The 24,547-nt window shown below is 47.3% G+C and carries 28 protein-coding genes, 1 tRNA gene and 1 pseudogene; 17 read left to right on the top strand and 13 right to left on the bottom strand.

The window, feature by feature from the left end; all coding sequences use genetic code 11:
• Positions 1-142: 142 nt before the first annotated feature.
• The 4 genes from JMI88_RS06565 (at position 143) to JMI88_RS06550 (ending at position 3,837) form a co-directional block, all read left to right on the top strand.
• On the top strand, positions 143-832 hold the full coding sequence (locus JMI88_RS06565) for a Crp/Fnr family transcriptional regulator (RefSeq protein WP_201360996.1): 690 nt from the start codon (positions 143-145) through the stop codon (positions 830-832).
• A gap of 114 nt (positions 833-946) precedes the next feature.
• Complete coding sequence (locus tag JMI88_RS06560; protein ID WP_201360995.1) at positions 947-1,978, top strand: decaprenyl-phosphate phosphoribosyltransferase; 1,032 nt, start codon at positions 947-949, stop codon at positions 1,976-1,978.
• A gap of 15 nt (positions 1,979-1,993) precedes the next feature.
• Positions 1,994-3,082, top strand: coding sequence for a lysylphosphatidylglycerol synthase transmembrane domain-containing protein (locus JMI88_RS06555; RefSeq protein ID WP_201360994.1), 1,089 nt, complete (start codon positions 1,994-1,996; stop codon positions 3,080-3,082).
• Entirely contained in the window at positions 3,079-3,837 is a 759-nt protein-coding gene (locus JMI88_RS06550; RefSeq protein WP_201360993.1) for a polyprenol monophosphomannose synthase, read from the top strand. Before JMI88_RS06555 ends, JMI88_RS06550 begins: the two co-directional genes overlap by 4 nt.
• Before the next feature lie 82 nt (positions 3,838-3,919).
• On the opposite strand, the gene JMI88_RS06545 is transcribed toward JMI88_RS06550, so the two are convergent.
• Together JMI88_RS06545 and JMI88_RS06540 are read right to left on the bottom strand one after the other, a co-directional pair.
• Positions 3,920-4,489, bottom strand: a complete 570-nt coding sequence (locus JMI88_RS06545) for an NYN domain-containing protein (RefSeq protein WP_201360992.1) — start codon at positions 4,487-4,489, stop codon at positions 3,920-3,922.
• Positions 4,490-4,749: 260 nt separating this feature from the next.
• Entirely contained in the window at positions 4,750-5,616 is an 867-nt protein-coding gene (locus JMI88_RS06540) for a hypothetical protein (protein ID WP_201360991.1), read from the bottom strand.
• Between the two features lie 318 nt (positions 5,617-5,934).
• On the opposite strand from JMI88_RS06540, the gene JMI88_RS06535 reads away from it, so the two are divergent.
• A tRNA-Asp gene (locus JMI88_RS06535) sits at positions 5,935-6,008 on the top strand.
• 284 nt (positions 6,009-6,292) lie between these two features.
• Here the strand turns inward: JMI88_RS06535 and JMI88_RS06530 are convergent.
• The 4 genes and pseudogenes from JMI88_RS06530 to JMI88_RS06515 all read right to left on the bottom strand — a co-directional run bounded on the left by JMI88_RS06530 (position 6,293) and on the right by JMI88_RS06515 (position 9,186).
• Positions 6,293-6,745: a hypothetical protein gene (locus tag JMI88_RS06530; RefSeq protein WP_201360990.1), complete on the bottom strand. Its 453-nt coding sequence runs from the start codon at positions 6,743-6,745 to the stop codon at positions 6,293-6,295.
• 8 nt (positions 6,746-6,753) lie between these two features.
• Complete coding sequence (locus JMI88_RS06525) at positions 6,754-7,044, bottom strand: hypothetical protein (protein WP_201360989.1); 291 nt, start codon at positions 7,042-7,044, stop codon at positions 6,754-6,756.
• Positions 7,045-8,109: 1,065 nt separating this feature from the next.
• Positions 8,110-8,607 (bottom strand): annotated as a pseudogene (locus JMI88_RS06520) (transposase); the annotation flags it as partial.
• Positions 8,608-8,679: 72 nt separating this feature from the next.
• A complete protein-coding gene (locus JMI88_RS06515; RefSeq protein WP_201360987.1) occupies positions 8,680-9,186 on the bottom strand; it encodes a hypothetical protein in 507 nt (168 codons plus the stop codon).
• Positions 9,187-9,295: 109 nt separating this feature from the next.
• Here JMI88_RS06515 and JMI88_RS06510 point away from each other — a divergent pair, with 109 nt between their 5' ends.
• On the top strand, positions 9,296-9,727 hold the full coding sequence (locus JMI88_RS06510; protein ID WP_201360986.1) for an NUDIX domain-containing protein: 432 nt from the start codon (positions 9,296-9,298) through the stop codon (positions 9,725-9,727).
• 19 nt (positions 9,728-9,746) lie between these two features.
• Here the strand turns inward: JMI88_RS06510 and JMI88_RS06505 are convergent, their stop codons facing one another.
• From JMI88_RS06505 to JMI88_RS06490, 4 genes are all read right to left on the bottom strand, one after another.
• Positions 9,747-9,908 (bottom strand): DMT family transporter, encoded by a 162-nt coding sequence (locus JMI88_RS06505; RefSeq protein ID WP_201360985.1) that lies wholly within the window; start codon positions 9,906-9,908, stop codon positions 9,747-9,749.
• A 31-nt stretch (positions 9,909-9,939) separates the two neighbouring features.
• Positions 9,940-10,485, bottom strand: a complete 546-nt coding sequence (locus JMI88_RS06500; RefSeq protein ID WP_236022834.1) for a methyltransferase domain-containing protein — start codon at positions 10,483-10,485, stop codon at positions 9,940-9,942.
• Between the two features lie 186 nt (positions 10,486-10,671).
• Entirely contained in the window at positions 10,672-11,115 is a 444-nt protein-coding gene (locus JMI88_RS06495; protein WP_201360983.1) for a hypothetical protein, read from the bottom strand.
• A 143-nt stretch (positions 11,116-11,258) separates the two neighbouring features.
• Complete coding sequence (locus JMI88_RS06490) at positions 11,259-11,798, bottom strand: hypothetical protein (RefSeq protein WP_201360982.1); 540 nt, start codon at positions 11,796-11,798, stop codon at positions 11,259-11,261.
• Positions 11,799-12,254: 456 nt separating this feature from the next.
• On the opposite strand from JMI88_RS06490, the gene JMI88_RS06485 reads away from it, so the two are divergent.
• The 5 genes from JMI88_RS06485 (at position 12,255) to JMI88_RS06465 (ending at position 16,096) form a co-directional block, all read left to right on the top strand.
• Entirely contained in the window at positions 12,255-12,788 is a 534-nt protein-coding gene (locus JMI88_RS06485) for a hypothetical protein (RefSeq protein ID WP_201360981.1), read from the top strand.
• Between the two features lie 114 nt (positions 12,789-12,902).
• Positions 12,903-13,481, top strand: a complete 579-nt coding sequence (locus JMI88_RS06480) for a hypothetical protein (protein WP_201360980.1) — start codon at positions 12,903-12,905, stop codon at positions 13,479-13,481.
• 53 nt (positions 13,482-13,534) lie between these two features.
• Positions 13,535-13,903 carry a hypothetical protein gene (locus JMI88_RS06475; protein ID WP_201360979.1) on the top strand — a complete coding sequence of 123 codons (369 nt, stop codon included), beginning with the start codon at positions 13,535-13,537 and terminating at the stop codon, positions 13,901-13,903.
• Between the two features lie 166 nt (positions 13,904-14,069).
• Positions 14,070-14,735, top strand: a complete 666-nt coding sequence (locus JMI88_RS06470; RefSeq protein ID WP_201360978.1) for a hypothetical protein — start codon at positions 14,070-14,072, stop codon at positions 14,733-14,735.
• A gap of 263 nt (positions 14,736-14,998) precedes the next feature.
• The gene (locus JMI88_RS06465) at positions 14,999-16,096 is read left to right on the top strand and encodes a hypothetical protein (RefSeq protein ID WP_201360977.1); all 1,098 of its coding nucleotides are present in this window, start codon (positions 14,999-15,001) and stop codon (positions 16,094-16,096) included.
• A 133-nt stretch (positions 16,097-16,229) separates the two neighbouring features.
• Here the strand turns inward: JMI88_RS06465 and JMI88_RS06460 are convergent, their stop codons facing one another.
• Positions 16,230-16,598 (bottom strand): YybH family protein, encoded by a 369-nt coding sequence (locus JMI88_RS06460; RefSeq protein WP_201360976.1) that lies wholly within the window; start codon positions 16,596-16,598, stop codon positions 16,230-16,232.
• A gap of 510 nt (positions 16,599-17,108) precedes the next feature.
• A complete protein-coding gene (locus JMI88_RS06455) occupies positions 17,109-17,666 on the bottom strand; it encodes a hypothetical protein (RefSeq protein ID WP_201360975.1) in 558 nt (185 codons plus the stop codon).
• Between the two features lie 251 nt (positions 17,667-17,917).
• Here JMI88_RS06455 and JMI88_RS06450 point away from each other — a divergent pair, with 251 nt between their 5' ends.
• The 4 genes from JMI88_RS06450 (at position 17,918) to JMI88_RS06435 (ending at position 21,299) form a co-directional block, all read left to right on the top strand.
• Positions 17,918-18,832 (top strand): restriction endonuclease, encoded by a 915-nt coding sequence (locus tag JMI88_RS06450; RefSeq protein WP_201360974.1) that lies wholly within the window; start codon positions 17,918-17,920, stop codon positions 18,830-18,832.
• Complete coding sequence (locus JMI88_RS06445) at positions 18,822-19,514, top strand: hypothetical protein (protein ID WP_236022833.1); 693 nt, start codon at positions 18,822-18,824, stop codon at positions 19,512-19,514. Before JMI88_RS06450 ends, JMI88_RS06445 begins: the two co-directional genes overlap by 11 nt.
• A 352-nt stretch (positions 19,515-19,866) precedes the next feature.
• Complete coding sequence (locus JMI88_RS06440; RefSeq protein ID WP_201360973.1) at positions 19,867-20,760, top strand: IS982 family transposase; 894 nt, start codon at positions 19,867-19,869, stop codon at positions 20,758-20,760.
• Positions 20,761-20,879: 119 nt separating this feature from the next.
• The gene (locus JMI88_RS06435) at positions 20,880-21,299 is read left to right on the top strand and encodes a DUF3024 domain-containing protein (RefSeq protein WP_201360972.1); all 420 of its coding nucleotides are present in this window, start codon (positions 20,880-20,882) and stop codon (positions 21,297-21,299) included.
• A gap of 53 nt (positions 21,300-21,352) precedes the next feature.
• Here JMI88_RS06435 and JMI88_RS06430 read toward each other — a convergent pair whose 3' ends face one another.
• Complete coding sequence (locus JMI88_RS06430; RefSeq protein WP_201360971.1) at positions 21,353-21,724, bottom strand: hypothetical protein; 372 nt, start codon at positions 21,722-21,724, stop codon at positions 21,353-21,355.
• Between the two features lie 350 nt (positions 21,725-22,074).
• On the opposite strand from JMI88_RS06430, the gene JMI88_RS06425 reads away from it, so the two are divergent.
• Complete coding sequence (locus tag JMI88_RS06425) at positions 22,075-22,338, top strand: HU family DNA-binding protein (protein ID WP_201360970.1); 264 nt, start codon at positions 22,075-22,077, stop codon at positions 22,336-22,338.
• 79 nt (positions 22,339-22,417) lie between these two features.
• Positions 22,418-24,181, top strand: coding sequence for a VOC family protein (locus JMI88_RS06420; protein ID WP_201360969.1), 1,764 nt, complete (start codon positions 22,418-22,420; stop codon positions 24,179-24,181).
• Positions 24,182-24,547 lie beyond the last annotated feature (366 nt).

Below are 24,547 nucleotides of genomic sequence, written 5' to 3'. Positions count from 1 at the left end.
ATCCGCGCGTCTGGGATGTGAGGCCGTGGTCTTTCCCCGTTACCACAGGAGAGGTGAGTCTAATTGCATGTAGCAAGTGGTTATGCTATGATGAGCTCAGTGTCGCATAATGCATTATTGGGCCACAAAGGAAGCAGAAGAGATGGAAACAGAGAACGAATTTACCTATTTCCAACAGGTCACCATTTTTCGCGGGTTGAGTGAAGATGAGATTCAAGAACTGGCATCGGTCGCCAGGAAAAAAACCTTCCGGTCCGGAGAAGTTATTTTCCATCGTGACGATCCCGGACAGGTCATGTATGTTATTAAAGAAGGTAAAGTCAAAATTTGTCTGATCAGCCCGGACGGACAAGAGATCTCGTTAATTGTGTTTGGCAAAGGGGATTATTTTGGTGAGTTCGCTTTACTGGATGGGCTTCCGCGTTCAGCTGATGCCATTGCTCTGGAAAAAGTTGAATGCTACACACTGCAGCGTAGCGATTTCCACAAAGCCATCATGAAAAATCCCAAAATTGCTATTCGTGTCATGGAGGTTCTCTGTGAGCGCTTGCGTAAAACGGACCAGCAGGTAGAGGACCTGATCTTTCTGGATGTCTATGGGCGCGTGGCCAAGAAGTTACTCGAGTTATCGGATACCCATGGCAAAAAAGTCGAAGGTGGTATTCGCATCGAAGTGCGACTGACGCAGCAAGAACTGGCGTCTATGGTGGGCGCCTCGCGCGAAAGTGTCAACAAAGTACTGGGTTACTTCACCGACAAAAAATACATCAGTACAGATAAGCATCGCATCACCTTACATAGAGTAGCAGATCTGGAGCGACGCATCTACTAACCAGCAGACCTGTACTTTTGGTTGTCGTGTTACTTCACCCTTCAACGGTACGTTCCATGATGTCAGGTACACGTTTTCACGTATGTTTAGTATGCGTTGAAGGGACATCAACTTTTGGAGAAAGTTATTATAAACAACGATAGTCAATATGCAATAGAAGAGCATGAACAGACTCCATTCACCTCAACCGTGGAAGATCCCAATCCGACGCCATCCAGCTTTTTTACCCGGGTTAAAGCCCTGATTGCATTGATGAGGCCTAAGCAGTGGACGAAAAACGGCGCCGTTTTTATTGGTTTGGTGTTTGCCAGTGAGTTATTTCATCTCTACCCATTAATACGAGCGATTGTAGCCTTTATTACCTTTTGTTTTGTTTCTAGCACTATTTATGTTTTAAATGACCTGCTTGATATCGAAAAAGACCGCCTGCACCCTACCAAACGTTTCAGGCCACTGGCATCGGGCGTTTTACCAACCTCCTGGGCCAAAGCGGCTCTGATTGGCCTGCTCGGCGTTTGTTGCGTGCTAACATTCGTACTTTTTCTGATTCCATCGCCACCTGATATTTATCGCTCGCTGGGGGGAGCCAACGTGCTATTTGCCCTCAGCATAATCGCTTATCTGGTAATGATGGTATTTTATAGCTTCCGTTTAAAGCATGTTGTGTTGATCGACGTTTTTTGTATCGCCGCAGGTTTTGTATTGCGTATTATTGCAGGAACCGTCGTGATTCCTGTCGTCATCTCTCCCTGGTTATACCTGGTAACCTGTTTCCTCTCCCTCTTCATGGGATTTGGGAAGCGGCGCCACGAATTAGTACTACTCCAGGGACAGGCGGGTAGTCATCGTAAGATTCTAAAAGAGTATAGTATTCCTATGCTAGACCAGATGATTACCGTTGTTGTTTCTGGTACATTAATGTCGTATAGCCTTTATACTGTCCAGGGGCAGACAGGCAATCATCGTTTAATGATCACCGTCCCCTTTGTATTGTATGGAGTATTTCGCTATCTCTACCTGGTCTATATGCATATGGACGGAGGAAGTCCTGATGAGATACTCTTACGTGACCGCCATATACTGGCAGCCGTTCTGTTATGTGTTATCACTGTCATAGCTGTTCTTTACTTGCTGCCACATCCGTAGTCATGGAGCATATATTTGTTTACTCGTAAGATACGTACCGGTATTATATGTTCACTTGTACTGGCCTTTATTGTTATCGTCGCGATTGCACTGTATGCGGATCTTCCGCATATGGTGGAGGCGCTTACCCGTTTTCACTGGGTATATATTCCGCTCATTTTAGGATTTACCCTGGTGAATTATGCCGGGCGTTTCATCAAATGGCAGTATTATCTGAAGCGCCTTAAGATAGAAATCTCCAATAGGGAAAGCTTATGGATTTTTCTGGCGGGGTTGTCAATGGCAATCACCCCTGGAAAAGTGGGCGAACTCCTAAAGTCCTATCTCCTCAAGCGCTCGACGGGGACGCCAATCAGCCGTACTTCTCCTATTATTGTGGCTGAGAGACTGAGCGATGGTATAGCGATGCTGGGGTTAGCGGCGGCCGGTCTCGTTCTTTACGGCATTGGTTGGGAAATCTTACTCCTCTTGCTGATTTTTGGTGTGGGCGCAATTATTCTGATCCAGAATCGTCCATTAGTCTTGTCCTTGCTACAAAAAGGTGAGCGATTCCCTCTAATAACTAGATTTGTCCACCTGGTACGTGAATTTTATGAAAGCGCATATACGTTGCTCCAATGGCGGCCATTGTTACTGGCCATAGGTATTGGTATCATTTCCTGGTCAGGAGAATGCGTCGCATTATATTTTGTCTATAGTGGGCTGGGTATTGCCGCGGGTCCTGACCTCTTTGTTAAATCAATGTTCATTTTAGCGGTTTCTTCGCTGCTCGGATCAGCTTCGGGCTTACCGGGCGGCCTGGGAACTGCGGATGGCAGCATGCTAGGCCTCACACGTCTACTGGTAACATCATCTGCGACCCTGGGAGGAGCGGCGACTCTGCTGATTCGCCTTTGTACGCTCTGGTTTGGGTTGCTGGTCGGCATGATTGCCCTTTTCCGCATTCGCTGGCTACAGCGCCTCCGTGGCCTCGATTCATTAGATAGCGACTGGGATGAACAACAGAAGCAGAAGCGTAGAATTGCGCAGCCTATATATGATGACCTGACGTATGTAACCGACGGTACGCTGACATCCACGAACACAGGAGAAAAGTTTGTATGAAAACCTTAATTATTATTCCAACATATAACGAGTACGATAACCTGCGTCCTCTCTTAGAGACGATTTTCTCGTACGCACCACAGTCAGATATTTTAATTGTCGATGATAACTCACCCGATGGAACCGGTCAGCTGGCTGATCAGTTTGCGGCGGAGGATCCACGCGTCCATGTATTACATCGCGCGGGCAAACTGGGCCTGGGTACCGCTTATGTGGCTGGCTTCAAATATTCGATTGAGCACAATTATGATGCCGCTTTCGAAATGGATGCTGACTTCTCGCATGATCCTAAATATCTGCCCGACTTCTTAAAAGCCATCGAAACAGCGGACCTTGTCATCGGCTCTCGCTACATCCCAGGTGGTAGCACACCCAACTGGTCTTTTGGTCGTCGCTGTATTAGCGGATGCGGGAATATTTTCGCGCGCTTCATGTTGGGCATCCCGGTCCATGACTGTACTGCCGGCTTCCGTTGTTATCGCCGCGAGGTATTAGAAAGTATCGATCTCGACACCATTCAGTCGCAGGGCTACGCCTTCCAGGTAGAGCTGGCTTATCGTGTGATGAAGCAAAGGTTCCGCATCACCGAAATTCCCATTACCTTCATGGATCGCCGTGTGGGTAAGTCCAAAATGTCGCGCAAAATTGTCATTGAGGCCTTTACCTATGTTGTTCGAGCTCGCCTGGGTAAAGTGCCTATGCCATCGCCCGCATTGCGCAAAGAGACCAGCCGTGTCGAGGTTGCTCAGAAGTAGCGGAAGGCCCGGTTTATCAGTTTAGCTTTGCATTAATAATGAGCGTTTGCTGTCACCAACACATGTTTTACGCAGCGAGCGCTTATTTTAATGTCTTTCTATCTATGCGCAGTGATTTGTAGCGGCGCGAGGACTTCCCTTTCTTTTTTGGAGAAGGTTTGCTGGCCTCTTCATTATCCTGCTGATACTTATAGGTAGGATCGATACCATAGACGCGGCGCATCTCCTGGCGATGCTCGGAGCGGAGGAGCATATCTTGTGGAGTGGCATTGAGGGCAGAGACTAATCCCTGGGTCGTGAGGGCGTGGCCTCCTTGCTGGATCACATTGCGCTTGACTTCTCCATCGTCACTATACATCATCACCTCTACCCCCTTATGATTGGCCTCAGTGGCCAGCCGGGCAATGACGCTATCGGCAGTTTCCCCATATTGTGAATAGATGACGCAGATATGATCAATGTGCTGCATTTGTTCGCGACTTCCCTTGCCATCGAAAACCACCACGACACGATCAGTCGTATTGCGATAACGATTCTTTAACTGCTTGATAAGCAGATTGCGCGCCTCCGCCTGACTTTTCCCTTCCACATATTTGAACATCGCGTTATTTTTAATCACATTGTAGCCATCGACTAAGATATCAAACCCCATAGCATGTACTCCATATCAGGTCCTTGCGCACTCACCCAGGTACCAGACATGGGTAAAATAACGATACGTTGTCTGGCTGCTCATGAGCATATGCTTCTTCTCCTTTGACCTGTAACTTAATTATTTTTGGTAATACTATCTATTGTATCTTACTTTAAGCTAATTGACAGCATCAATTAACCGATCAGGCTAACGGCGGGATGCCGTGTCTGGTTGCCCAATTAGCACAATTGCATAGTTAGATTACGCAAAGCGAGCATTCATGGATGAATCTGCCTGATCAGTTGCCAGAGGTATGCCAGTTCAGCTCTAATATTGACATGTAGAAAATGTTCGATTGTAGTATTGGCTGTACTGGAGAAAAGGGATGTCACGATCAGCACGAGAATAGCCAGAAGTAAGATAAAGAGGACGATAGTGATGAGGGATTCCAGCGAGAAGCCCGTTTTCTTGTCTGTATAATCACTGGCTTTGTGCGGTGACTGCTCCTCTGGCCTACCCAATGCTATCGTCGTTCTGTGGCGTGGGGGACGTGTCGCAATTTCATCAATGGCGAGTTTTTTCTTATAGTTACGGACAGTAGCGTCCTTTTGTAGCCGGGCAGCCTGATGGTGAGATGGGGGTATAGTCGGAAATCTGGCCTGAGGAGCTCTCATGGGGAGACGTTCGATTTGCCAGGCCTCTTCTTCCTCCTGTGTCTTTTCTCTGTTGGTTGTCGTGTGGGTGGTTGGAGGAATAAGCTGTGCTTTGATGGCTCTCTGGAGTGGCAACGTTTCAGCCGTATCAACCGAAGCGATCCCCTGGAAGCGGCCGGGTTTTACACACACCAGGCGCACTGGTGTAGCGTGCTTGCGGCGCAATTGAGCCTGCCGCGTTGTCGCAAAGAGCACCCCCTGCAATGGAGCCGCCTGGGCCCGAAAAGGCAGATTGGCCTCTACGCAACACTCACCGCAGACCCCATGGACATTATCCCAGCACTGGGGACAGGCCGGTCGACGACAACGGAAGCAAAAGTGACACATACTCATGAACGCCGACTCCAATGCCATTGGAGGAGCCTGCAAAAGATAATGATGTTCCTGCGACGGAGCGTACGTTGCCTGACAGATACGACATGAAATAGTCATCGGCAACCCTCCTTTCTGTCGTGGGCCGGCCGACTCGGGATCAGGCCTGGACAGTGTGTTTGTCACAATTCCTCCAAATACTATACAGCGTTCTATCTTGAATGAACTTCTGTTGTTATTATACCTTGTTTCTAACAAACTCCGTGCGCGAAAAAGAACAAGCAAGCGCTTCAAGCTCTCTTTCAAGATAGCCCTGAAAATTAGAAAAACGCAGATTGCTACAAAATTCGGGGTAAAAACATTTGACATTGAGAGGCAAGTCTGGTATTATCTATTCACGCGAGACGGTGTGAAGAGCACCAACACGCAAGCACCTCTGGAGCCGTGGTGTAGTGGCCTAACATGTCTGCCTGTCACGCAGAAGATCGCGGGTTCGAATCCCGTCGGTTCCGCTGTCGCACCCGGGATTGTTATTGCTTCCCGGGTAGTTTCCCTTCTTTCCTTTCTCTTCCAATCCAGTGGCTGCTATTGGGATGTTGATTTCTCTTTTCATTGGTAAATCGGGCTGCGAGCTTGTCTAACCAGACATTACCAAGATCATCAACGATATATCTGATAAGCTTCTTGTAATTCACATAGGTACTAATATGGAGCTGGATTCTATGAGCGTTCTCCAATCAGTCCTCCAAATAGTCACCCAGTTTCTTTCTAGCAGCGGTGACTACAGTCCACTTCTCTAACTCCCGTAACACCTCGTTCTTTTTTTAGATAGCTTCCTGTTTGGTTTTACAGTCGCCTGCTCCACAACCGTCTCAGTGATGTACTCACTATGGCCCTCTTCATCCTGCATCAACACCTTGCGTTCACGCTTGACCTGTCGTGTCCCTTTCTCGCTCGTTGTAAGAGCCTTCGTCAGGTACTTCGTGACATAGCCAATGGCGCGAGGATTACGGAAACGCTCAATGTGTCCAATCTCCGCTATCCCGTGCCGTGCCGAGCGCCACAGCGGCTGGATCACCTCTTTATAGGGGATGCTATCCACGCCCTTGATCAACAGGTGCCAGTGAAAGCCATTTTCCGCAAAGTTCGCATGTCGCTCCCGTACTGCAAAACACTCCACTGGATACGCCGGACGAGCGCCAATACGGCCTCGACCTCGACCTTTTGACCCACGACTCAAGGCTTGCATGAAGGTTGTCAGCGCCCTGCTTTCGTCAGCGTCAGGAATAACACTGGTTCAGCAGCCTTGACCAACTGTCGCCACAGATCTACTTTCCGAGGACCACAGTGAAGGCAGTCCCAGCGGTTGCAACGCGCCCGGACTTCTTCACCCGTCTCGTGATTCAAGAAGCGGTGACGTACTGCCCAGGGATTGCGACAATACAAGAGCGTATCAATGCCCATTTCTTTCGCCATATCCGCTTGCTGCTCAATTGGTGGCAGCTCCCAGCGCCTTCTCTCTGCTTTGATAGCTATCACTTTTCCCATAGGCATCACCTTCAAATACGTAAAATTCGTGCTATAATTGCTTTAAACCCCTACTAGGAGCACGCTTTATGCTTATTCCGTGGCGCGAAGCACTCAAAAGGCCCAACAAACTTGGTTATAGCTTAATGGGTATAGGAGCCCTTGTTTTTTTCACAGCGTGGGTCATTTTTCCACTAAATGAGCATTCAAATCTCTTTCCCGCGTTCGTTTTTGTTGTGAAGACCTATTTCGTTCTTATGGCACTTAGCGGGATTCTCTTTGTGCTTGGAATGTATATTTGGCAAATAAGTGCCCGTCGAAAATGGCTCATGGACCAATGATTTTTACTTGTGTGATATATGCTTATAAGGGTCAAGAGAAGCAAGATAGCGAAGGCCTATCTTCCCTACCAAACAATAGCAGCGTTTTAATCACCCCAACATTTGATGCTGGAATAGCTGATAGACTTGAAAGTGCAGAAATTATCATTAACTTGGCCTGGGAGAATTGGTTTGCTTCACGACCTCGTGAAGTTGCATGAACCGTAAACAAGCTACTACCCCGGCCTAGAAAAAATGGCGTACTCATTCTATCCAGCTATCCATACCACACATGCAAAAAATCTTGCTATTCGGGCACATGGCTTGTTAGGTAGTGTTTGTTCGGATGCATTGCAACATGACACGACTCTTTTTCATTATATGCAAGCATATAGGATAGCAGAAGAAAAACACGAGACAGATTTAATGGCTACCTATTTGTGTTTCATAGGTGAGAGGCACCAGAACGACCAGCTCAGCACACGTTATGAAGTTTCGATTCATTTAGACAAAATTAATAGGTCAATCAGCTTGAAAGGCCCATCGAGGTGGATGGCAAGCCATGAGAAAATGGGCCTGTGGATGGTTCGGGTCCTCTCTGCCCCATTCTTTACAAACTCTAAATATAAATCAGCCTCAGAAGCCAAAGAAATCTCTTTTACTGGATGCAGCAAGGAACCAGTAAAAGAGCCTTTTTTAGCATTTTTTGTCCAAACCGCATGTTGGAGGCGCCTATTTTTAACAACGTCTGAGGGCATTTCGTAACTCAGAAACCCTTCCATGTATGAGCTAAAACGCGTTTGGGAGAGCGGATGAGATCGGGGCGGCCAGCCTGCTGGGCAGCGAGAGCGACGATGATGGTGGCCGTGTAGGTCAAGGAGACCTGCCGAACCATGGTGGACCAGCCAGAGAGAGGAGGGCGTTGGAGGTGAAAAAACAGAAAGACCCGACCAAAAAAGCGTTCAATGCCACTGCGTTTGCCCAATTCCTCCCTGGTCCAGGTAGGAGACAAACAGAAGAAGTTCTTCTGCCTCTTGGGATTCCAGGGGATGACCGCGACAGCGCCCAGAGTCACATGAATCCAGGTGATGAGACGCAATCCCCAATAGGCAGCATCCAAACGAATAAAGCGCGGGCGGATCTGATAGAGACGCACGGCCCATACCAGCAGAGGACGCGCGAAGGGAGTATCATGGGCGTTGGCGGGAGAGAGCAGAAAGAAGAGCGGCAAACCGGAGCCGCGACAGATCAACGTATGGACCCGATAGCCGCGTAAGAGCGGACGGGGATGTTGAGCAGGCGCGTGACCGAAGGCGGCATCAGGATCGGCCCGGTGTCAAGCAAGGATAGGAGCACTGTCGATAATCAGATCGCGGGCACCAATCAGCCGACTACGGATGGCGGTCAAGACGCTGAGGATGAAGAGAGCTTCCGGCAGTGGGGCTCCTGCTTGTTTCCCGCGCTTGCATTGCTGCGAAGGGCAGGGAATGTGGGGATGTCCATCTTTGCCCAGTGGCAAGCCACACGCCAGGGCTAAGGCGGGCCACGAGCGGAGCCAGTCGCGCATATCTTGGTAGGAGAGTCGCCACAGCGTCCGCAGGAGCGCAATGAGCAGCAAGAATGCTTCGCTGTACGTTCGAGGTGCCCCTCCTGGACCTGCAGGCAACGGAGGAGGGCACCGACGATACGCCAGACGCACAGCCAAGCGGCACAAAGCCAGCAGATGCAATGTGTTGACGAGGGTGAGGGCATCAATATGCAAGGCTGGACCCAACCGAGCTTGCGCTCTATGATATACTGGTGGGGCCACAGGTGCCGCTTGGTTGATGATCGTAGGTATCATAAGCTGATCTCCTGGAGACGGGAGCAAGCCTCGTTTCGGATGAGCTTATCCTACTCGGTCAAGTTAGGAAGCACCCTCATCTAAAATAGAGACAGAAAGAGCATATAAAATGGAGCAAAAGATTCGGGATTGCCATATTGCCGTGGTGCTTGTAATAGATCAGCAGGACCATCTGTTGATGCAGCACCGCGATGGCGCTGCATATGCGTGGCCGTACAAATGGGGCCTGCCGGGAGGCGGGATTGAGCCGGGCGAAACCCCGGAAGAAGCAGCCTGCAGGGAGCTGGAAGAGGAGACAGGCCTCAAGGTGAATGGCAACCTCAAGTTGTTCTGGGAGAGCATCCTTCCTGCTAGCCCACTGCCAGGAGTTTATCGTCGATGGCATGTCTACTCTGTCCAGACCCAGGCCCGCCAGGAAGATATTGTCCTGGGTGAAGGGCAGGCTATGGTTTTTACGCCGCTCGAAAGAGTGCTTGACCTGGATTTGATTCCCACTATAAGGCTGATTGTAGAGCGCTTTCTGGAGCAAGCAAACCAGTAGGTAGCCAGGAAATCTATTCTTAACCTATGGCCAGCAGGATAATTCCCGCCAGAATCACGCACGCGCTCCCCAACCTGCGCCAGCTATGTTTCTCCGCCAGGAAACGCGCGCCCATGAAGGTGCCAATCAAAACGCTACACTCACGCATGGGCGCAACATAGCTGACGGGGCTGCTACTCATTGCAAATCTGGAGATGAGACACCATAGGATGTCACTTATAAGCCACTACCCCATACGCCTCCGGCCTGCGCACCACTCGGGTGAAGCCGGACTCCTGCAAACGGCGGAGCGCGCCGCGAGTGACACCGCCGCTGGCCTTGCTGTTGGGGTCGCCGATGTGGTGGAAGAGCCGTCCGCCGCGTTTCAGGATGCGGTAGAGTTCGCGGTAAAAGACACCTGAATAGAGGTCGCCAGCCAGGCTAAAGGTCGGGGGATCGTGGATGATGCGGCCAAAGCTCTCATCTTCAAAGGTTGGCACAACTTCGTAGGCATCGCCCATCAACTGGGTGATCTTCGGGTTGTTGAAGAGTTCCTGCAACCAGGGGTTGAGCCGCGCCATCTCCTGCGCGCCGGGGTCAAGCTCAATCGTGGTGACGGATTCGGCGGCCATCGAGGCCAGGATTGCGGTGTAGCCCAGGCCGGTTGCCGTATCGAGGACGCGCCCACTGATCGGCGTGATGGCCGCGATCTTGCGCTGCGTATCCTGCCAGGGATCGACATCCTTGATGCGGTGCATTACAAACCCAGCGATCAACATGCTGGGCGCGCCCCGCGTTGGCATCAGGCTGCACACGCGGTTAGTATGCTCGGAGAAGACCTGGAGGGCGTTTTGTAGCTCTGCTTAGAGTTACGAAACGCCCTCAACGTCTTTCAAACTAACCGTGCGTCGGAATAGGATTATTGCATCGTTTTTACCTATCAGAACTTAGAACTACTAGTATAGTTATTCAATCACGTAGTCAACAATCTCGTCATCCTCATAGCTATCGAAATCAATTGTAACCTGTTCAATTTGAGCTTGACCCTTAACTAAGAGCCGTGAAGTTCTCAACAAAGAGGCATCACTCATCACAATGTGGCACTCTAAGAGTTCACAAATTGTTCCAAGCACTACCTGGTCATTTGAAGGACGAAGTGTTTTGTCGTACAGAATAATTTCTAAATAGAGAGGGAATGATTTTATAGGCCATAGAGATGATAGACATAAAATACGAATGCCTCTAGATTTTTCATCCCACAAACGCCGATCATCTTCGGTCGCAAGCGAGGTTAGATTAGATTCTGTTTCAAAAAGAACCTCATTAGACTTTACTCCAAATATGGTACCAAACGCCATAAGTAGTTCTTGCTTGGTTAAAATCCTATCAAACCAGATATTTTGCCACATCTTTTTACCATCCTTAGTGACCTCAGCTTGGCGAAAAAGTAGCCTATTAACGGTACAACTCCATTAATGGCGGACGAGCTCAGAAAATTAGCCGTAATGGGGGAAGAAGCCTTGTTGCCTCTACCCCTGGAAGGCCGTAGTAGCTATTTGCTTAGCTGCTCATCTCTACGTGCTACTGCTCTATTCTTTTCTACCAGGAGAGCTCCTCTATCTTTTTCATCTTCTCCTTGCCAGGTCATCTTCCCATTGAGGATATAACCCCAGGGAACAAGAAAATGATCGAGTAGATACTGGAGCCACGTGTACCAGCAGTAAGGTTTATCGCTTGCGATGCGCAGTTCTGTCCCATCATCGCCAGGTCTCCAAGCGCAGTGGTGATACGGTACTCCAGGGCATATCCAGTCGATGTAGGCTGGATCGATAGTTGCCTCATTAGCACCTGCCAAATACACCCAGGGTGGAGCAACATAGAGGTCTTTTAAACCGCGTCCAGTAAAATAACAACCATTTTCTCCAATCGGTAATCCCACAGCCTCACGGAGAGGGTCAGGATCATTTTTCACTATATCAACATCCCAATGAACATGTGGCACTCTAGAATATGCCTGCAGATAAGCGAGATGATGAGGGGCCAGCGGTCTATCAAAGATCAGGTTTTCAGTAAACCAAGTTACATATCCCATAGACTGTATCACTTCGTTTCCTTTGTGGACTGTTGTCTCTCTAAAGTACCTTCTCTTTTTAAGAAATGATGGGGCAGAAGAGACCAGGGAAGTCAGTCCGCAAAATGATGTTTATTCCCTCCTCTGGTATTCTTTTTGCAGGGTTTATTCTGGAAAAGTAGGAGAAACGTGTATTTTTTAATTCCTCCATAGATGTGTTAAAATCTAAAAAAAGGATTAAGGGAACGAATATGGGCAACCAATCAATTAGTGATCTTAGGAAGATTACAAGGGTTAATATCCTCTGCGGGGTAGCAGTGAGTATATGTGTTCTCATAAGTAGCATAGCACTCATGATAGATAAAGACTATGCTTTCGCTATTGCATTTTTTGTGTTTTTCCTTATTATCTTCTTCGGACCAATAATATTTGCATATATATCTACTAAAGTATGGTGGTCAAAAAACAAAGACACAATTGAAAAACTTTATCAGCAGGCATTACAAGAAGATTTTTGAAAGGGCAGCATTGTTGGGAAGAAAAAGTGTTTTTGCTGTTGAAGAAGGACATGTACTTTCTTTTGGACGGATTGTATATGTTCGGCAAGACTACGCATTGAATTTTGTGCCGAGACAACAGAGTGATTGCAGCGTGGTGATCCTACACGTGGAATTGGGCTTTAGTTGGGTTTACGGCGATGCCAAGTATGCCAATCAAGTAAGTGGATACTGTGGAGACTCCGCCAGATGGAATGAGCGCCATCTCCGTGTTCCTAAATTCCGTCCAGATAGATTGATTTTACTTGATGAAGCAATTGAGTGTGGAGATATTATTGGACTCGAAGGTTCAGGATCGTGGAACATTTCTTATGACCCAACTACGTCTTGGGTTTGCTTCGGAGACATTAGCTCTCACAAGGATGACGTGGCTGTCCTGTTTGCGATGGGGTGTGGAGCTATTCTTCAAGCTAATCAATTGAAAGCGCTTTGGGTAAAACCGATTTTTCAATAAGTACTCAGCGCGATTTAGCTATGGCTGCATTACAAAAATAAAAGTCAAAATCTTTCTCACCTGCCATACAGGAAATATATTTTCTATGCTAAAATTATCAATAAAGATGAAGAAATGGAAGGAACCATGCGTCGTATATTGATACTAGTAGCTTTTATAACCTGTGTTGTTGGGGGTTCTGGTGTAATACTTTATGGTTTGACGCATTCAGCCCAACACGAACCAACCAGAACCATCCTCCTGGCCGGCCTTCTCTTGATCTTTCTGACGCTTATTCCTCTAGGCATCTATGTGATCCGACAAATGATAGCACAAGACAAGCAGCTGCGTAGATATGGTATTGCGAATATATCTCTATGGCAGTTGCTCAGAATGAAAAGCGAAGGAACCAGACCCTACCGCCGAGAAACGAAGCTGCAGCTTATTCTATTCGTAAGCTGTGCCTTCGTAGTGTTGGCTTTTCCAATCGTAGGGCTGTGTTTACCAGTTATTATGCCAGATCCTTACAGTTCCGATGCAGGAAAAAGCGATCAGCAGCTACAAGTTGAATTTCATCAATGGCAGGCTTATCAGGATACGTTCTCTCAAACCGAACATTTTATAGATTGGGCCTGCTGCCTTGAATTTCCTGTAGGTTGCCTTACCTATGCATTGCTGAGCAAAGACCTTACTCAATTGAAAGAGGAAGCTTGAGTTAATTGTGCAGAACACCTAACTAAACCGAAAAATCCTTATATGGAGGGCTCATGAACCTGGAAGATGAAGAAATATATCAGAAAGCACAAGAAAAAGTGCAATTGATCAAGTCAATGTATGGAAAGCTTTATGATGAACTTGTAGAGATACTATTTCAGTATGACCCAATGGGAATAACTTCTGGTGACCATGTGAGTGCATACGTACCCGAAGTTTTAGACATTCTTCCTAAATTAAAAGAAGCTCATGAGGTATACGCGCTTCAGAACATTCTTTACGAAGTGTGTATTGACCAGTTTAGTATTATGAATAAGCCCGTTCCCAAGCATAACTTATCAGAACGCTCTAAGCAAAAATTAGATGCAGCGGCCCAAGAGATCTGGAAGCTATGGGAAGCATGGAGAATTGAGCACGATTAAAAAGATACCCCCAGCTTAACTGGCTTATCTTTGGCAGAGATAATTTTTTAGCTATAAATTAATTGCTATCCCAATAGAGATTGAGGTAGAGCTACATTAACTGGTGGTCGAGCATCAGATCCCCTTGCACAGGCGAAGTAGGGGTCGAAGGCGCGGCCAGACGCTCTTGGGTGGTATAATCACAGCAATAATTAACTTTGTGACAGCGGCCAAGAATTGGAAATACATGGGCACGGATATATTTCTCTACGCCGAATGGCGACACAATGAACCTTGGCAATTTATTGGAGAGATGAGCGAAAATATCGTCTATCAGTATGATCCCGAACATGAGAACCCATATCATCCCAAAGACCTCTACAATGTCAGGAATTACAATTTATTTGCCATCTTGGCAGATGTCCGAAATGACGTGGGTTATGAATGTATTGCACCGCGTCGGGGAATCCCCAATGATCTCTCTCCTGAGATAAAAAGCTACTTCGAGGTTTTTCAAAGCGAAGAAATGGGCCGGGAACTGTATCCAGGTTGGCTCACCTTAGAAGAGCTGGTCCACTTTGATTGGCATGGGAAACGTATCCAAAGATATGGGAGAGTTGATGAACGAGTCGCACATCTCTTCCATTCTGACCGCGGTTTCCCGTTTCGTGAGTGGCCTCAAGGTATACAGATTGGATACTCTCGCATGCCTAAAGCAAGTAAATATTGCAATGCCTGTTGGACCGAAACCTACGCAGAATCAGCAGGGCCAGATTTTATGGAGCTTCTTGACACCTTTTCACGAAAGTATGGGGTATCAAAAGATATACGGCTTGTTTTCTGGTTTGCTTGAGACAAGATAGGTTGAAAATCCGAATAAAGTTTGATAATTTATCAAACTTAGGAGCCACCCGCAGTGGTGTCAGGCTGCTGCAGCACTTTGGTTTTAGTGAGATTATCTTTCCGCAGGATGGTACCAAGGTGTTTGTATTTGACATGAAGAAGTCTGGAGCTCCAATAACACAGGCTTATAGAGAGGCTTATCAAAATTTCGTCGGTTAAAAATAAAAGTCACAATTTTCTACTTGCTACATTGGCTATATATTGGAGGGAATCATGGCCTTTGATCGTGCAAACATCCAGCGAGAGCATAAACTAGCTAATCTTTTGAATCAGTATGACTCTCAACTCAATGAGCGAAAGCAACTGCCGGATAATACACTATTAGACCAGGCGTGGACACTATTACAAGAACGACTTAACCAACCAACGTTAGATGAGGAAGTTGTTCACCTCGGCATTATCCTTTGCCATAAATTAAAGGAGAGAGAAACCCCTATCCGCTTTCTCTCTCGTTACTTAACGCAATCTTTACCACTTTCCGAGGGAACCTGGGCTAAATGGGAACTGGTAGATCATCTCGCTCTTGCTCACCGTTATGAAGAGATGATAAAAACACAAAAAGAGTTCCTCCACTGGGCCTTGCGCAATACTCCTTTGCAAGATATCTGTCGAGTTATGAATGATGCCACACAAGCTCTTGGTTGGGTAGCTTTGGGACAAGGAGAGGAGTGGATGCACATCTTTCATGATCTTCTACCTCAAGTTGAAGCGACTGAGACAAATCGCTTCGATCGATTCTGCTATTTCCGCACCGCTGGAGTGGTCTGCTCGGAGCTAAAAAGAACAGATGAAGTTCTCTCCTTTGGGGAAAGGATTCGCCAGATTGCACAGGAAGATCCCTCATGGGAAAAGAATTATTATCTGATAGCTGAAGCTTCACACCTTCAAATGAAGGCGTATCAGCAACTCGGACGCATCGACGAGTTGCGGCAATTAGGTATCGAAACAGCACATTTTATCGAAGAGCAAAGAGAAGTGTTCTTATCGACGATTAATCATTTGCCTGGTGACTTCTGGATTCGATACCACAATCTCGGAGCACAATTCTATTTTGCTGGTCAATATGATCTCGCGATTGCCCAGTTTCGTCGATCGCTGAATGTTCATGAAGGGACGAGCCATGCCTACCTATGGTTGGCAGCTTCATTATGGATCACCACAAAAAATAGGAACGAAGTCCTCTCATTATTAAGATCTGCCGCACATCTACATGCAGGTGGAAAATCTTGGTGTGACTACCGTGATTTACCTGAGTTTCAAGATGTTCGCGATGATCCACAATTTTTACAAACAACACTTGGTACTCAGTAGCAAGCAGAAAAAACGCAAAAGAAGCCTGATGTGATTCAACATCCGCACCTTGACCTGGTCGATCTTGGACAACGAGCCGTCTGGGACTGACCAGGCACAAATCACAACTTCTGTTACGAGCAAAATAGCATCCTCAATGAGGAAGAGAACTCAAATGTTCGTGAGTTACCTTCCAATCACCACTAAACTTTTGAAAAACACTTGTTCCACGCCCTCCACCTTGCTTGAGCCGACCTTCTACCATCCCTTGCCAGCGAAACTGATAGATACAAACAGCAACTGTCTCATCTTTGGCAAGCCATTGTACATTCTCAATAGCGTAGCGCTCATTCTGAATGAAATCCCATGTCTTTTCAAATGCTTGTTTGATTTCATCCTTTCCCTGATAAGAACCCTCGGAAAACCAATAAATAGCATCATCTGCAAGAAGGGGTTCAACCTCTCTAAACTGATGAGTGTTCGTCCTCTGTTCATATTCACATAACAAATCTTCGGGTGTCATGTACATTCCTTTTTACGCTAAGAATTTTTTGAGAAACAAGAACAAACAGAGTATACACCTGTTCTTGGCGAGGATCAAGAACATAGGTTCCTTCTGGTTGCGCCGCTTTTTGCTCACTTTGGACTGATCGTATATGTCAAGTATCATGCTGCTAGGTGTCTAGCAATACAGCTTATCGCTCAAGAAATATATTACTGTCTGAGGCGCATAAGCGAGGGTGAAGTAACACAAGATCGAGGCGCCTTGGAGGCTATTTTTAGCTTTTGAGGAGAAAAATAAAAAACCAGGAAAATCTACGTTATTGCCGTATACCAATGGCGGTAAACTGTCTTCTGGAGAGGATTTAGCCCTACTCCTCTTTTTTTAACCGTATGTCGGAGGTTAAAGTCCTCTCATAAATCTTACGTTCCAAGGAAAACTGAGTTTAATAGAATTCGTTTCGTTTTCGCTGGTAAAAAAAGTGATTTTTTGTTGAGTTTTCCTGAAACAGATAGAATTGCCCAAAAGCATCTATTGCTTGCTTACCTCCTTTCCTCTCGGATTCATCATCTGAACGATACGCCTAACAGTCTCATAGGAGACACCATAATCTCCTGCTACTTTACGCAGCGGCTCCTGATTTTCAACGATACGGCGGAATATACTTGGCCATTCAGAAACAGGAATTTTCCGCTTCGGTTCGGCTGGCTCTAAGTTGTATTGTGATGAAGAAATGAGTGCTGGTTTCTCAATTGCCTGTTCACAAACAGCTTTGGCGGATATAAAGATGTTACCACAACCGGAGAACAATTGATCAATGGGGATCAAGGCCAGGTGCGACTGGTGATTCAAAGCCCGTCGGTTCCGTTCGCACCAGTGGGTTATCGCAAATAACCCACTGGTTTCTTTATATTCAACAACATCTTTATTTAGAATGCGACGGCGTAGTGCCCAGAAATCACGGCAATACAACAGTGTATCAATACCATATTCTTCCGCTAAACCCGCTTGCTGCTCAATTGGTGGCAACTTCCAGCGCCTCTTTTCTGCTCTGATGGCTATTGCTTTCCCTATAGGCGCTTCCTCCAAATACGTGAAATCCGTGTTATAATTGCTTTAAACCTCTACCAGGAGTATGTTTTATGGTTATTCCGTGGCGTGAAGCACTCAAAAGACCCAACAAACTTGGCTATAGCTTAATGGGTATAGGAGCCTTATGGGGATCTCTATACAATTAAATAGCAAGCCAATAAGTAATAGACTCCTAGACTCTCTTCATGTTATTATGAGGAATAAAACTTATAAATGAATAATTGTATATAAAAATAGTAGGAGTACATATGGCAGTTCCCGACTATCAAAGTCTTATGCTACCTCTCTTAAAAGTAGCCAGCAATGGCAATGAACACAATCTTAGAGATGCTACAGAGATTTTAGCTCAACAATTTATGCTCAGTGAACAAGATAGAAACGAACTTCTCCCCAGTGGTAAACAGCGAAAATTTGATAATCGAGTACATTGGGCCCGCACTTACTTAGTAAAAGCTCTGCTACTTACCAATACAGGTAAATCAAAATTTCGGATAACTGAACGCGGCCAGGAAGTTATTAATTCGAACCCCACTCATATTAATGTCAAATACTTAAGACGGTTCCCCGAATTCATTTCTTTTGTTGATAGTAAAAATAATGGGGATGCAGAGACAACGCAAGAAATCATCGAAGAGGTCAGCCAGACCCCACAAGAAATTTTAGAGGCCAGCTATCAGAACCTGAAAAAAAACCTTGCCATGGAACTGCTAGAGCGCGTCAAAAATAGCCCACCAAAGTTCTTTGAAAATCTTGTTGTAGATCTGCTCATTGCAATGGGATATGGAGGTTCACGAAAGGACGCCGGGCAAGCTATAGGGCAGGTAGGAGATGGTGGCATAGATGGAATAATCAAAGAAGATAAACTAGGCCTGGATGCTATTTATCTCCAAGCGAAAAGATGGGAAGGGACAGTTGCCCGACCAATTGTACAAGGATTTGCAGGTGCTCTTATAGGCAGGAAAGCGCGAAAAGGGGTTTTCATAACCACATCTGATTTTTCCAGACAAGCAATCGACTATGCTAATGGGATCGATAATCTGAAGATTATTTTAATTGACGGAGAACAGCTAGCTCAGTTAATGATTGAGCATAATGTAGGTGTGGCAGAAGAGTCAAGATACATTCTGAAGAAGATAGATTTGGATTACTTTAGTGAAGAATAGCAAGCCATTAAAAGATAAGCCCATAGAGGCCATTGTACAAAAGACTATGTCATCTCATCAAGCAGATTGGCGGGTGCTCCTGATTGGCGGGGCATCGGGTGTTGGCAAAACACTCGTAGCTTCGCAGTTAGGACAACACTTCGGTGTTTCTTGGTTTGAGGTAGATGATTTGCGACTCGCGTTCCAACACAGCCGTATCGCACTTCCTGAGAGGACTGAAGCACTCTACTTTTTTCTGGAGACACCAGGTATCTGGACACAACCTCCAGAGTCTCTGAGGGATGGTTTGATCGCTGTTGGTGAGGTAATGTCCCCTGCTATCGAGATCGTGGTGGCGAATCATGTCGATACCATTGCTCCAGTGGTAATTGAAGGCGATGGCGTTTTGCCTTCGTTGTTTGCGGCTCCCTTAGTGCGGGATCGCGCGAAGAATGGACTGGTGCGGGCCGTGTTCCTCGTTGAGCCGGAAGAGGATGTGTTGCTTGCCAATATGGTCGCACGAGGGCGAGGAACAGCAGGACAATCTGAAGCAGAATTGCGTACTGAAGCACGCGCAAAATGGTTGTATGGACAATGGCTTGCTCGTGAGGCGCATCGTTACGGTCTCCCTGTTCTGCATGCGCGTCCATGGTCAACGCTGATCGAACGTATCATAACGGCAACGAGTGTGAGCAAGCTTTAGTTCAAAACACGCCGTATTCGGCTAAGAAACCAAGCAACTAGCCATTGAAGCAGAATATCTAGGCAGTCACAAAAACTGGGGGCAGAAACGTTCAACACAGGTTATTAAGCCTTGATTTCTTTGGACAAATTTAATAAGCCAATCAGCTTGAGAGGCCCATCGAGGCAGATGGCAAGCCATTAGAAAATAGGGCTGTGAGTAGTTCAAATCTTCTTACCAGCTAATAATCAGCTATGACTTTATATCCTCTTTCTTATCTTTAGCTAACGCCATGTGCAAGTTTGTTTGCCAAAGAAAAAGTTCATGAAGTATTCTCAGAAAAAACCTAAACAATATTCTGAGGAGAAACCGCATGAACTTGGACGATTTCATTATCACATGTTTTTGTCTGATTGACGAGATGGTACCCATGATGACCAAGGAGCAGCCATTGAGAGCACGAGGTCCCATGCCCAAGCTCTGCGATAGCGAAGTGATCACGATGGAAGTGGTCGGAAGCTACCTGGGACTCAACCAGGATAGCGCCTTGTTTGCCTACTTCCAGCGCCACTACACATCCTTTTTTCCGGCTCTGGCCCAGCTGTCGCGAACCACGTTTGTTCGCCAAGCGGCCAATCTGTGGGTCGTGAAAGAACGCATCTGGTGCTGGTTGCGTGATGCCGTGATCCCGTATGATCCGACGATCTCCATTGTGGATAGTGTTCCAGTTCCTGTCTGCCGCTTTGCTCGTGTGCCTTGGTGTGTTCGCTTTCGCGGACTGGCCAGCTATGGCAAAGATCATGTGGATCGGCAGACCTTTTATGGGTTCCGCTTGCATGCCCAGATCAGTTGGACCGGGCTGATCACTCGTGCCTTTCTGGCACCAGCCAATGAAGCCGATGGAGTGATGGCTCCGGTGTTGCTTGAAGGAACCACAGGCGTCGTCTTGGGTGATCGCAACTATTGTCTTCCGGATCGGCAGGCGTTTTTGCGCAGCAAAGGCATTGCCTTGCAGGCCCCCTTTCGCAAAGCCCATTCGCCCAAAGCGGCTGCCTATCAGAGCTCGGTCTTGGGACGCGTTCGCTATCGCATCGATACCGTCTTCGGACAATTGACCGATCGATGCAAGATCAAACGGGTCTGGGCACGGGATCTGTGGCATGTGAGGAATTACTTGCTGCGATGCTTGTTGATGCACAGCATTTGCTTTTGGTTCAATCAGCAACAAGAGGTTCCTCCTCTTCAATTTGATCGTTTGGTTGTTTAAAGTAACTTGCACATCGCGTTAAATAGATATTCGGTGAGGATTGAGTACAAATTCCGGTATCTCCACCGCTTTTCTGATGCTATGTGGTAATCTTATGAGAGAGCGGGAGAGAAAAGAGCATGACAAAGAAACAACCGCCGTGGATGTTTGGTTCACCTCGTTCAAAGCCAACCCGAGGTGGAGTACCAGAATCCGTCAAAGCGGAAGTTATCACAAAAGCGAATAATCTGATCGAGACGGTTTTGAAGCCACAGCATATCCAACCGCCACCTGACAATCCACAGTTCAATTATATCGTTGATCTGTATGGAAAGTGGTATCGACGCTATTTTTACCTCTGTGCAACCTATCGTGTTCCAGATCCAGATGCCAGAGTAGCGAGTTTCGAGGTAAAATGTGCGCGTATGGAGTACGCGGGCGACAATCGCTTTCACCTCTCATTTCCACGCCATACTGGGCAATGGGTAGAGTTGTATACAGGCATACCATTAGATGAGTGCCTGGCGTCTATCAGAGACGAGCCATTCTTTTTCCCGTAGTCGCGTAGCGACAGGCGAACCATGGTAACACCAGTAACAGGATGGTTTCTCATTCATCGCATTCGGCGCTTCTTTTTCTTCGTTCGCAGCTGCAGCGATGGCCGTTGTTGCTGTAGTTGTGCCTGTTGCTGATGTTGCTCTGACAACAAGTGCGCGGCATACTCAGCGCGTGTGCTACTCGTATTGGGAAGTTCTTGCCGCTGACAATAGGCTTCTAGTTCGTCTAAATCAACAGTCACATCGATCAGATACATGCCAAGCGCCGCCATCTTTTGCTTGGTGTCCTGCAAAACCTGGTACCACTCCTGCCAGGTTGTCTCCAAATCACTGGCGTCTTCTGCCGTAGCTAAGAGTCTGGCATATTGTTCTGGTATGTAAACAGCGACGGCTATTGCCAGAGAAGGAGTGCTCAATTCTTTTCTCATGGAGTTCGCTCCCGATCTAACAGTCAGAAATTCATGCGGTTTAGCCGACTCCTCTTCCACCTCTCGCTTCAAGACCTTTACAGCATATCACACAATATTGGGTACTGGCATTTGATATCGAACACTCGTTTTTTGTCTCATCAGAACACATTCTCCACTTCTCGTCTGCTATGATACAATCGGCTATTCCCCCAGACAACCTATGAGAAGCAACCTGGGGAAATGGCAAATCTTTGCTGCATGAGCGTACAAGGCACACTCTGTTATGAGCAGAGAGACCACAGTACCATGCAACAATCGCATGCAAAGTGCTTTTATGACTTTTTTGAGTGAAAGATGAAGAAGATCTCATGCCAGAACGTATTAAGAAAGAAGACGTTGCCCGCCGACTGGCTACACGTATGGACACGGATGAAGCGACAGCGACAGCCTGGGTTGATGGCGTCATCGAAACATTGTATGAGGCTTTCAAAGCAGGAGAAAGCGTCACGTTGCCAGGTTTTGGCGGCTTTTTTGTCCGCCCTGAGCCGAAAAGCTGGGTTTTCAAGTTCAATCCAGGCCAGCGCTTGCGTGCGCTGTTTGGTTGGTCATCAACATACACTGGCGAACGCTAAACGAACAGAACAGTGAAAACATTCCAGGGTATACTCTTTGCATCAGGACTGTAACATACAGGTGAAAGGTGGTTGAACAATGACCAGAGCAAGCTGGGTCGAGCTCTGTGTGAGCAACTTCGAGCAATCCATCGCGTGGTTTGAGAACGTCCTGGGTTTTCGTGTTACTGCCCGCGACGCCAATAAGTATGCGGAATTATCGCGCGATGAGACTTTTATTCAACTGGCAGCGGACGATGCCCCATACTGGGAAACCGAGCGTTCACATCTTCTTTCACCGGGACAGCGCGGCAGCGGCGTTGAGATCGTCCTTCTTGTAGAGAACATCGATGCCATCTATCACCAGGCACAGCAGGCTGAGGCTGAAATCGTGCGCCCACTGGCCGAGTATCCCTGGCATATGCGGCAATTTTGGGTGCGTCATCCTGATGGCTATCTCATTCGTCCGGCGCAAAAAATCCTCTCGGTCTATCCGACGATCTATCGTCGTCAGGTAGCTGACGCTTTTCAACGCGATATTCCACGTATTACGCAGGGATTGCGAGCAGTAAAAGAGACCGCTGAGAAGTTGGCACAACAATGGGACTATCTTGGTGCGGCCACCATCTATGAAACGCTGGTGACAGAAACCTTTGAGCAGTCTCACCTCTACTACGTAGAAGAAGCCGAGTACGATGACTACTACGAAGCAGAAGGGTACTATCCCGAAGAGGAAGGATTGGAGGAGTTTGTTACAGAATGTATTGAAGCGCTAGGTACCATTTTGGCGAACGAACATGCCGATCGGGTGGCGCGTGAGAAGAGCATCGAGGTACTGTTTGAGATCTACCAGCATGACTTGCAAGCCGATGATGGTCACGGCTTTGATTCCAGCGCCGCTGATCAACTTGTCAGCTACACCACGCCGCTGGAACGCCGCACACTCGCAGCGCGGATTCGCAAGATTCTGGGCGGAGAAGAAGAAGCAATCACTGGTTCACGGCGTCAAGCCTATGGAAAGCTCTGGCTGGATCTAGAAAAAGAGACACTCAATGACGAAGCCTACCTGCGCATCTGTCGCGAGACCGGGCGCACCTCTGATCTCATTGATCGGCTTCTAAGCCTTGGGAGCATTGACGAGGCCACCAGGGAGACGCGGCAGGTCGATGATCTTGTATTCCTCGGATTGGCCGATCTGTTCATCCAGCATGGGCAAGATGCCGAAGCTGAGCGCCTGGTGAAAACCCGTGTTCAGGAGAAACCGACTCTCCATCTCCGGGAATGGCTGCAAAAATACTATAGGGATAGGGGGAATCCTGGTGCCGAACTGGAGATGGCCGAAATGGTGTTCCGCACGCAGCCACTTCTCAATCGCTATCGGGAGATCCGCAATCTCGCCAGGAAGCTCAATCGCTGGGAGACGCTTCAACCGAAGTTACTCGCTTTTCTGGAGCAAGGCAAGAATGCCACGCTCCTGATCCAGATTGCCTTAGACGAAGGGAACATCGATCACGCCTTGCAATTACTGAAAGGGATAGCAAAGAAGGATAGCTACGGTTATGTCTACGAATCTTCCGGCTATGGATATTACGGATTTGGCAACATTGCCCTCCAGGTTGCCGGATCTGCCGAAGAGACGCGACCGCGTGAGGCCATTGAATTGTATCGGCAGCAAGCTGAACGGCTGATCGCCCAGCGTGGTCGTCAGAATTATCAGGCAGCTAGCCAGTATCTTGCGAAGATGCGTGCGTTGTACGAAAAACTTGGTGAGCATGAGATATGGACGAGTTACATGATAGCATTGCGTGAGCAGAACCGCAACCTGCGCGCGTTGAAAGAAGAATTGACGAACGCTGGCTTGTAAATCGATTTTCTCATAAGAAGCAGTTCAGGCTTCCCTTTTCCTCGCCAGTATCCTGGCAGCCCGAACAATGCGCCTAATAGTTTCATACGAAATCTCATAATCCAATGCCACCTGTCGCAATGGCCCTTTATTCTGCTCAACCCGGCGTAAAATCGTTGGCCATTCAGAAGGTGGAATTTTCCAGTGCTTGCTCATTTGGACCTGGGTGGCGTTGCTTTAGTGAATATTTTTATTGCTAATCTTCTTATATTGATCAGGATAAACCTATATAGAGGAGAATTTCGTCAGAAACGACGCTTCACTCTATTAAACATGTTATAATTTTTGTAAAATAACATATAACTTTCTAAATATAGAGAAAGGGAA

This window comes from Dictyobacter formicarum, from assembly GCF_016587435.1.
Note: the sequence above shows the minus strand (reverse complement) of the source record. Positions and strands in the feature narration are given on the sequence as shown.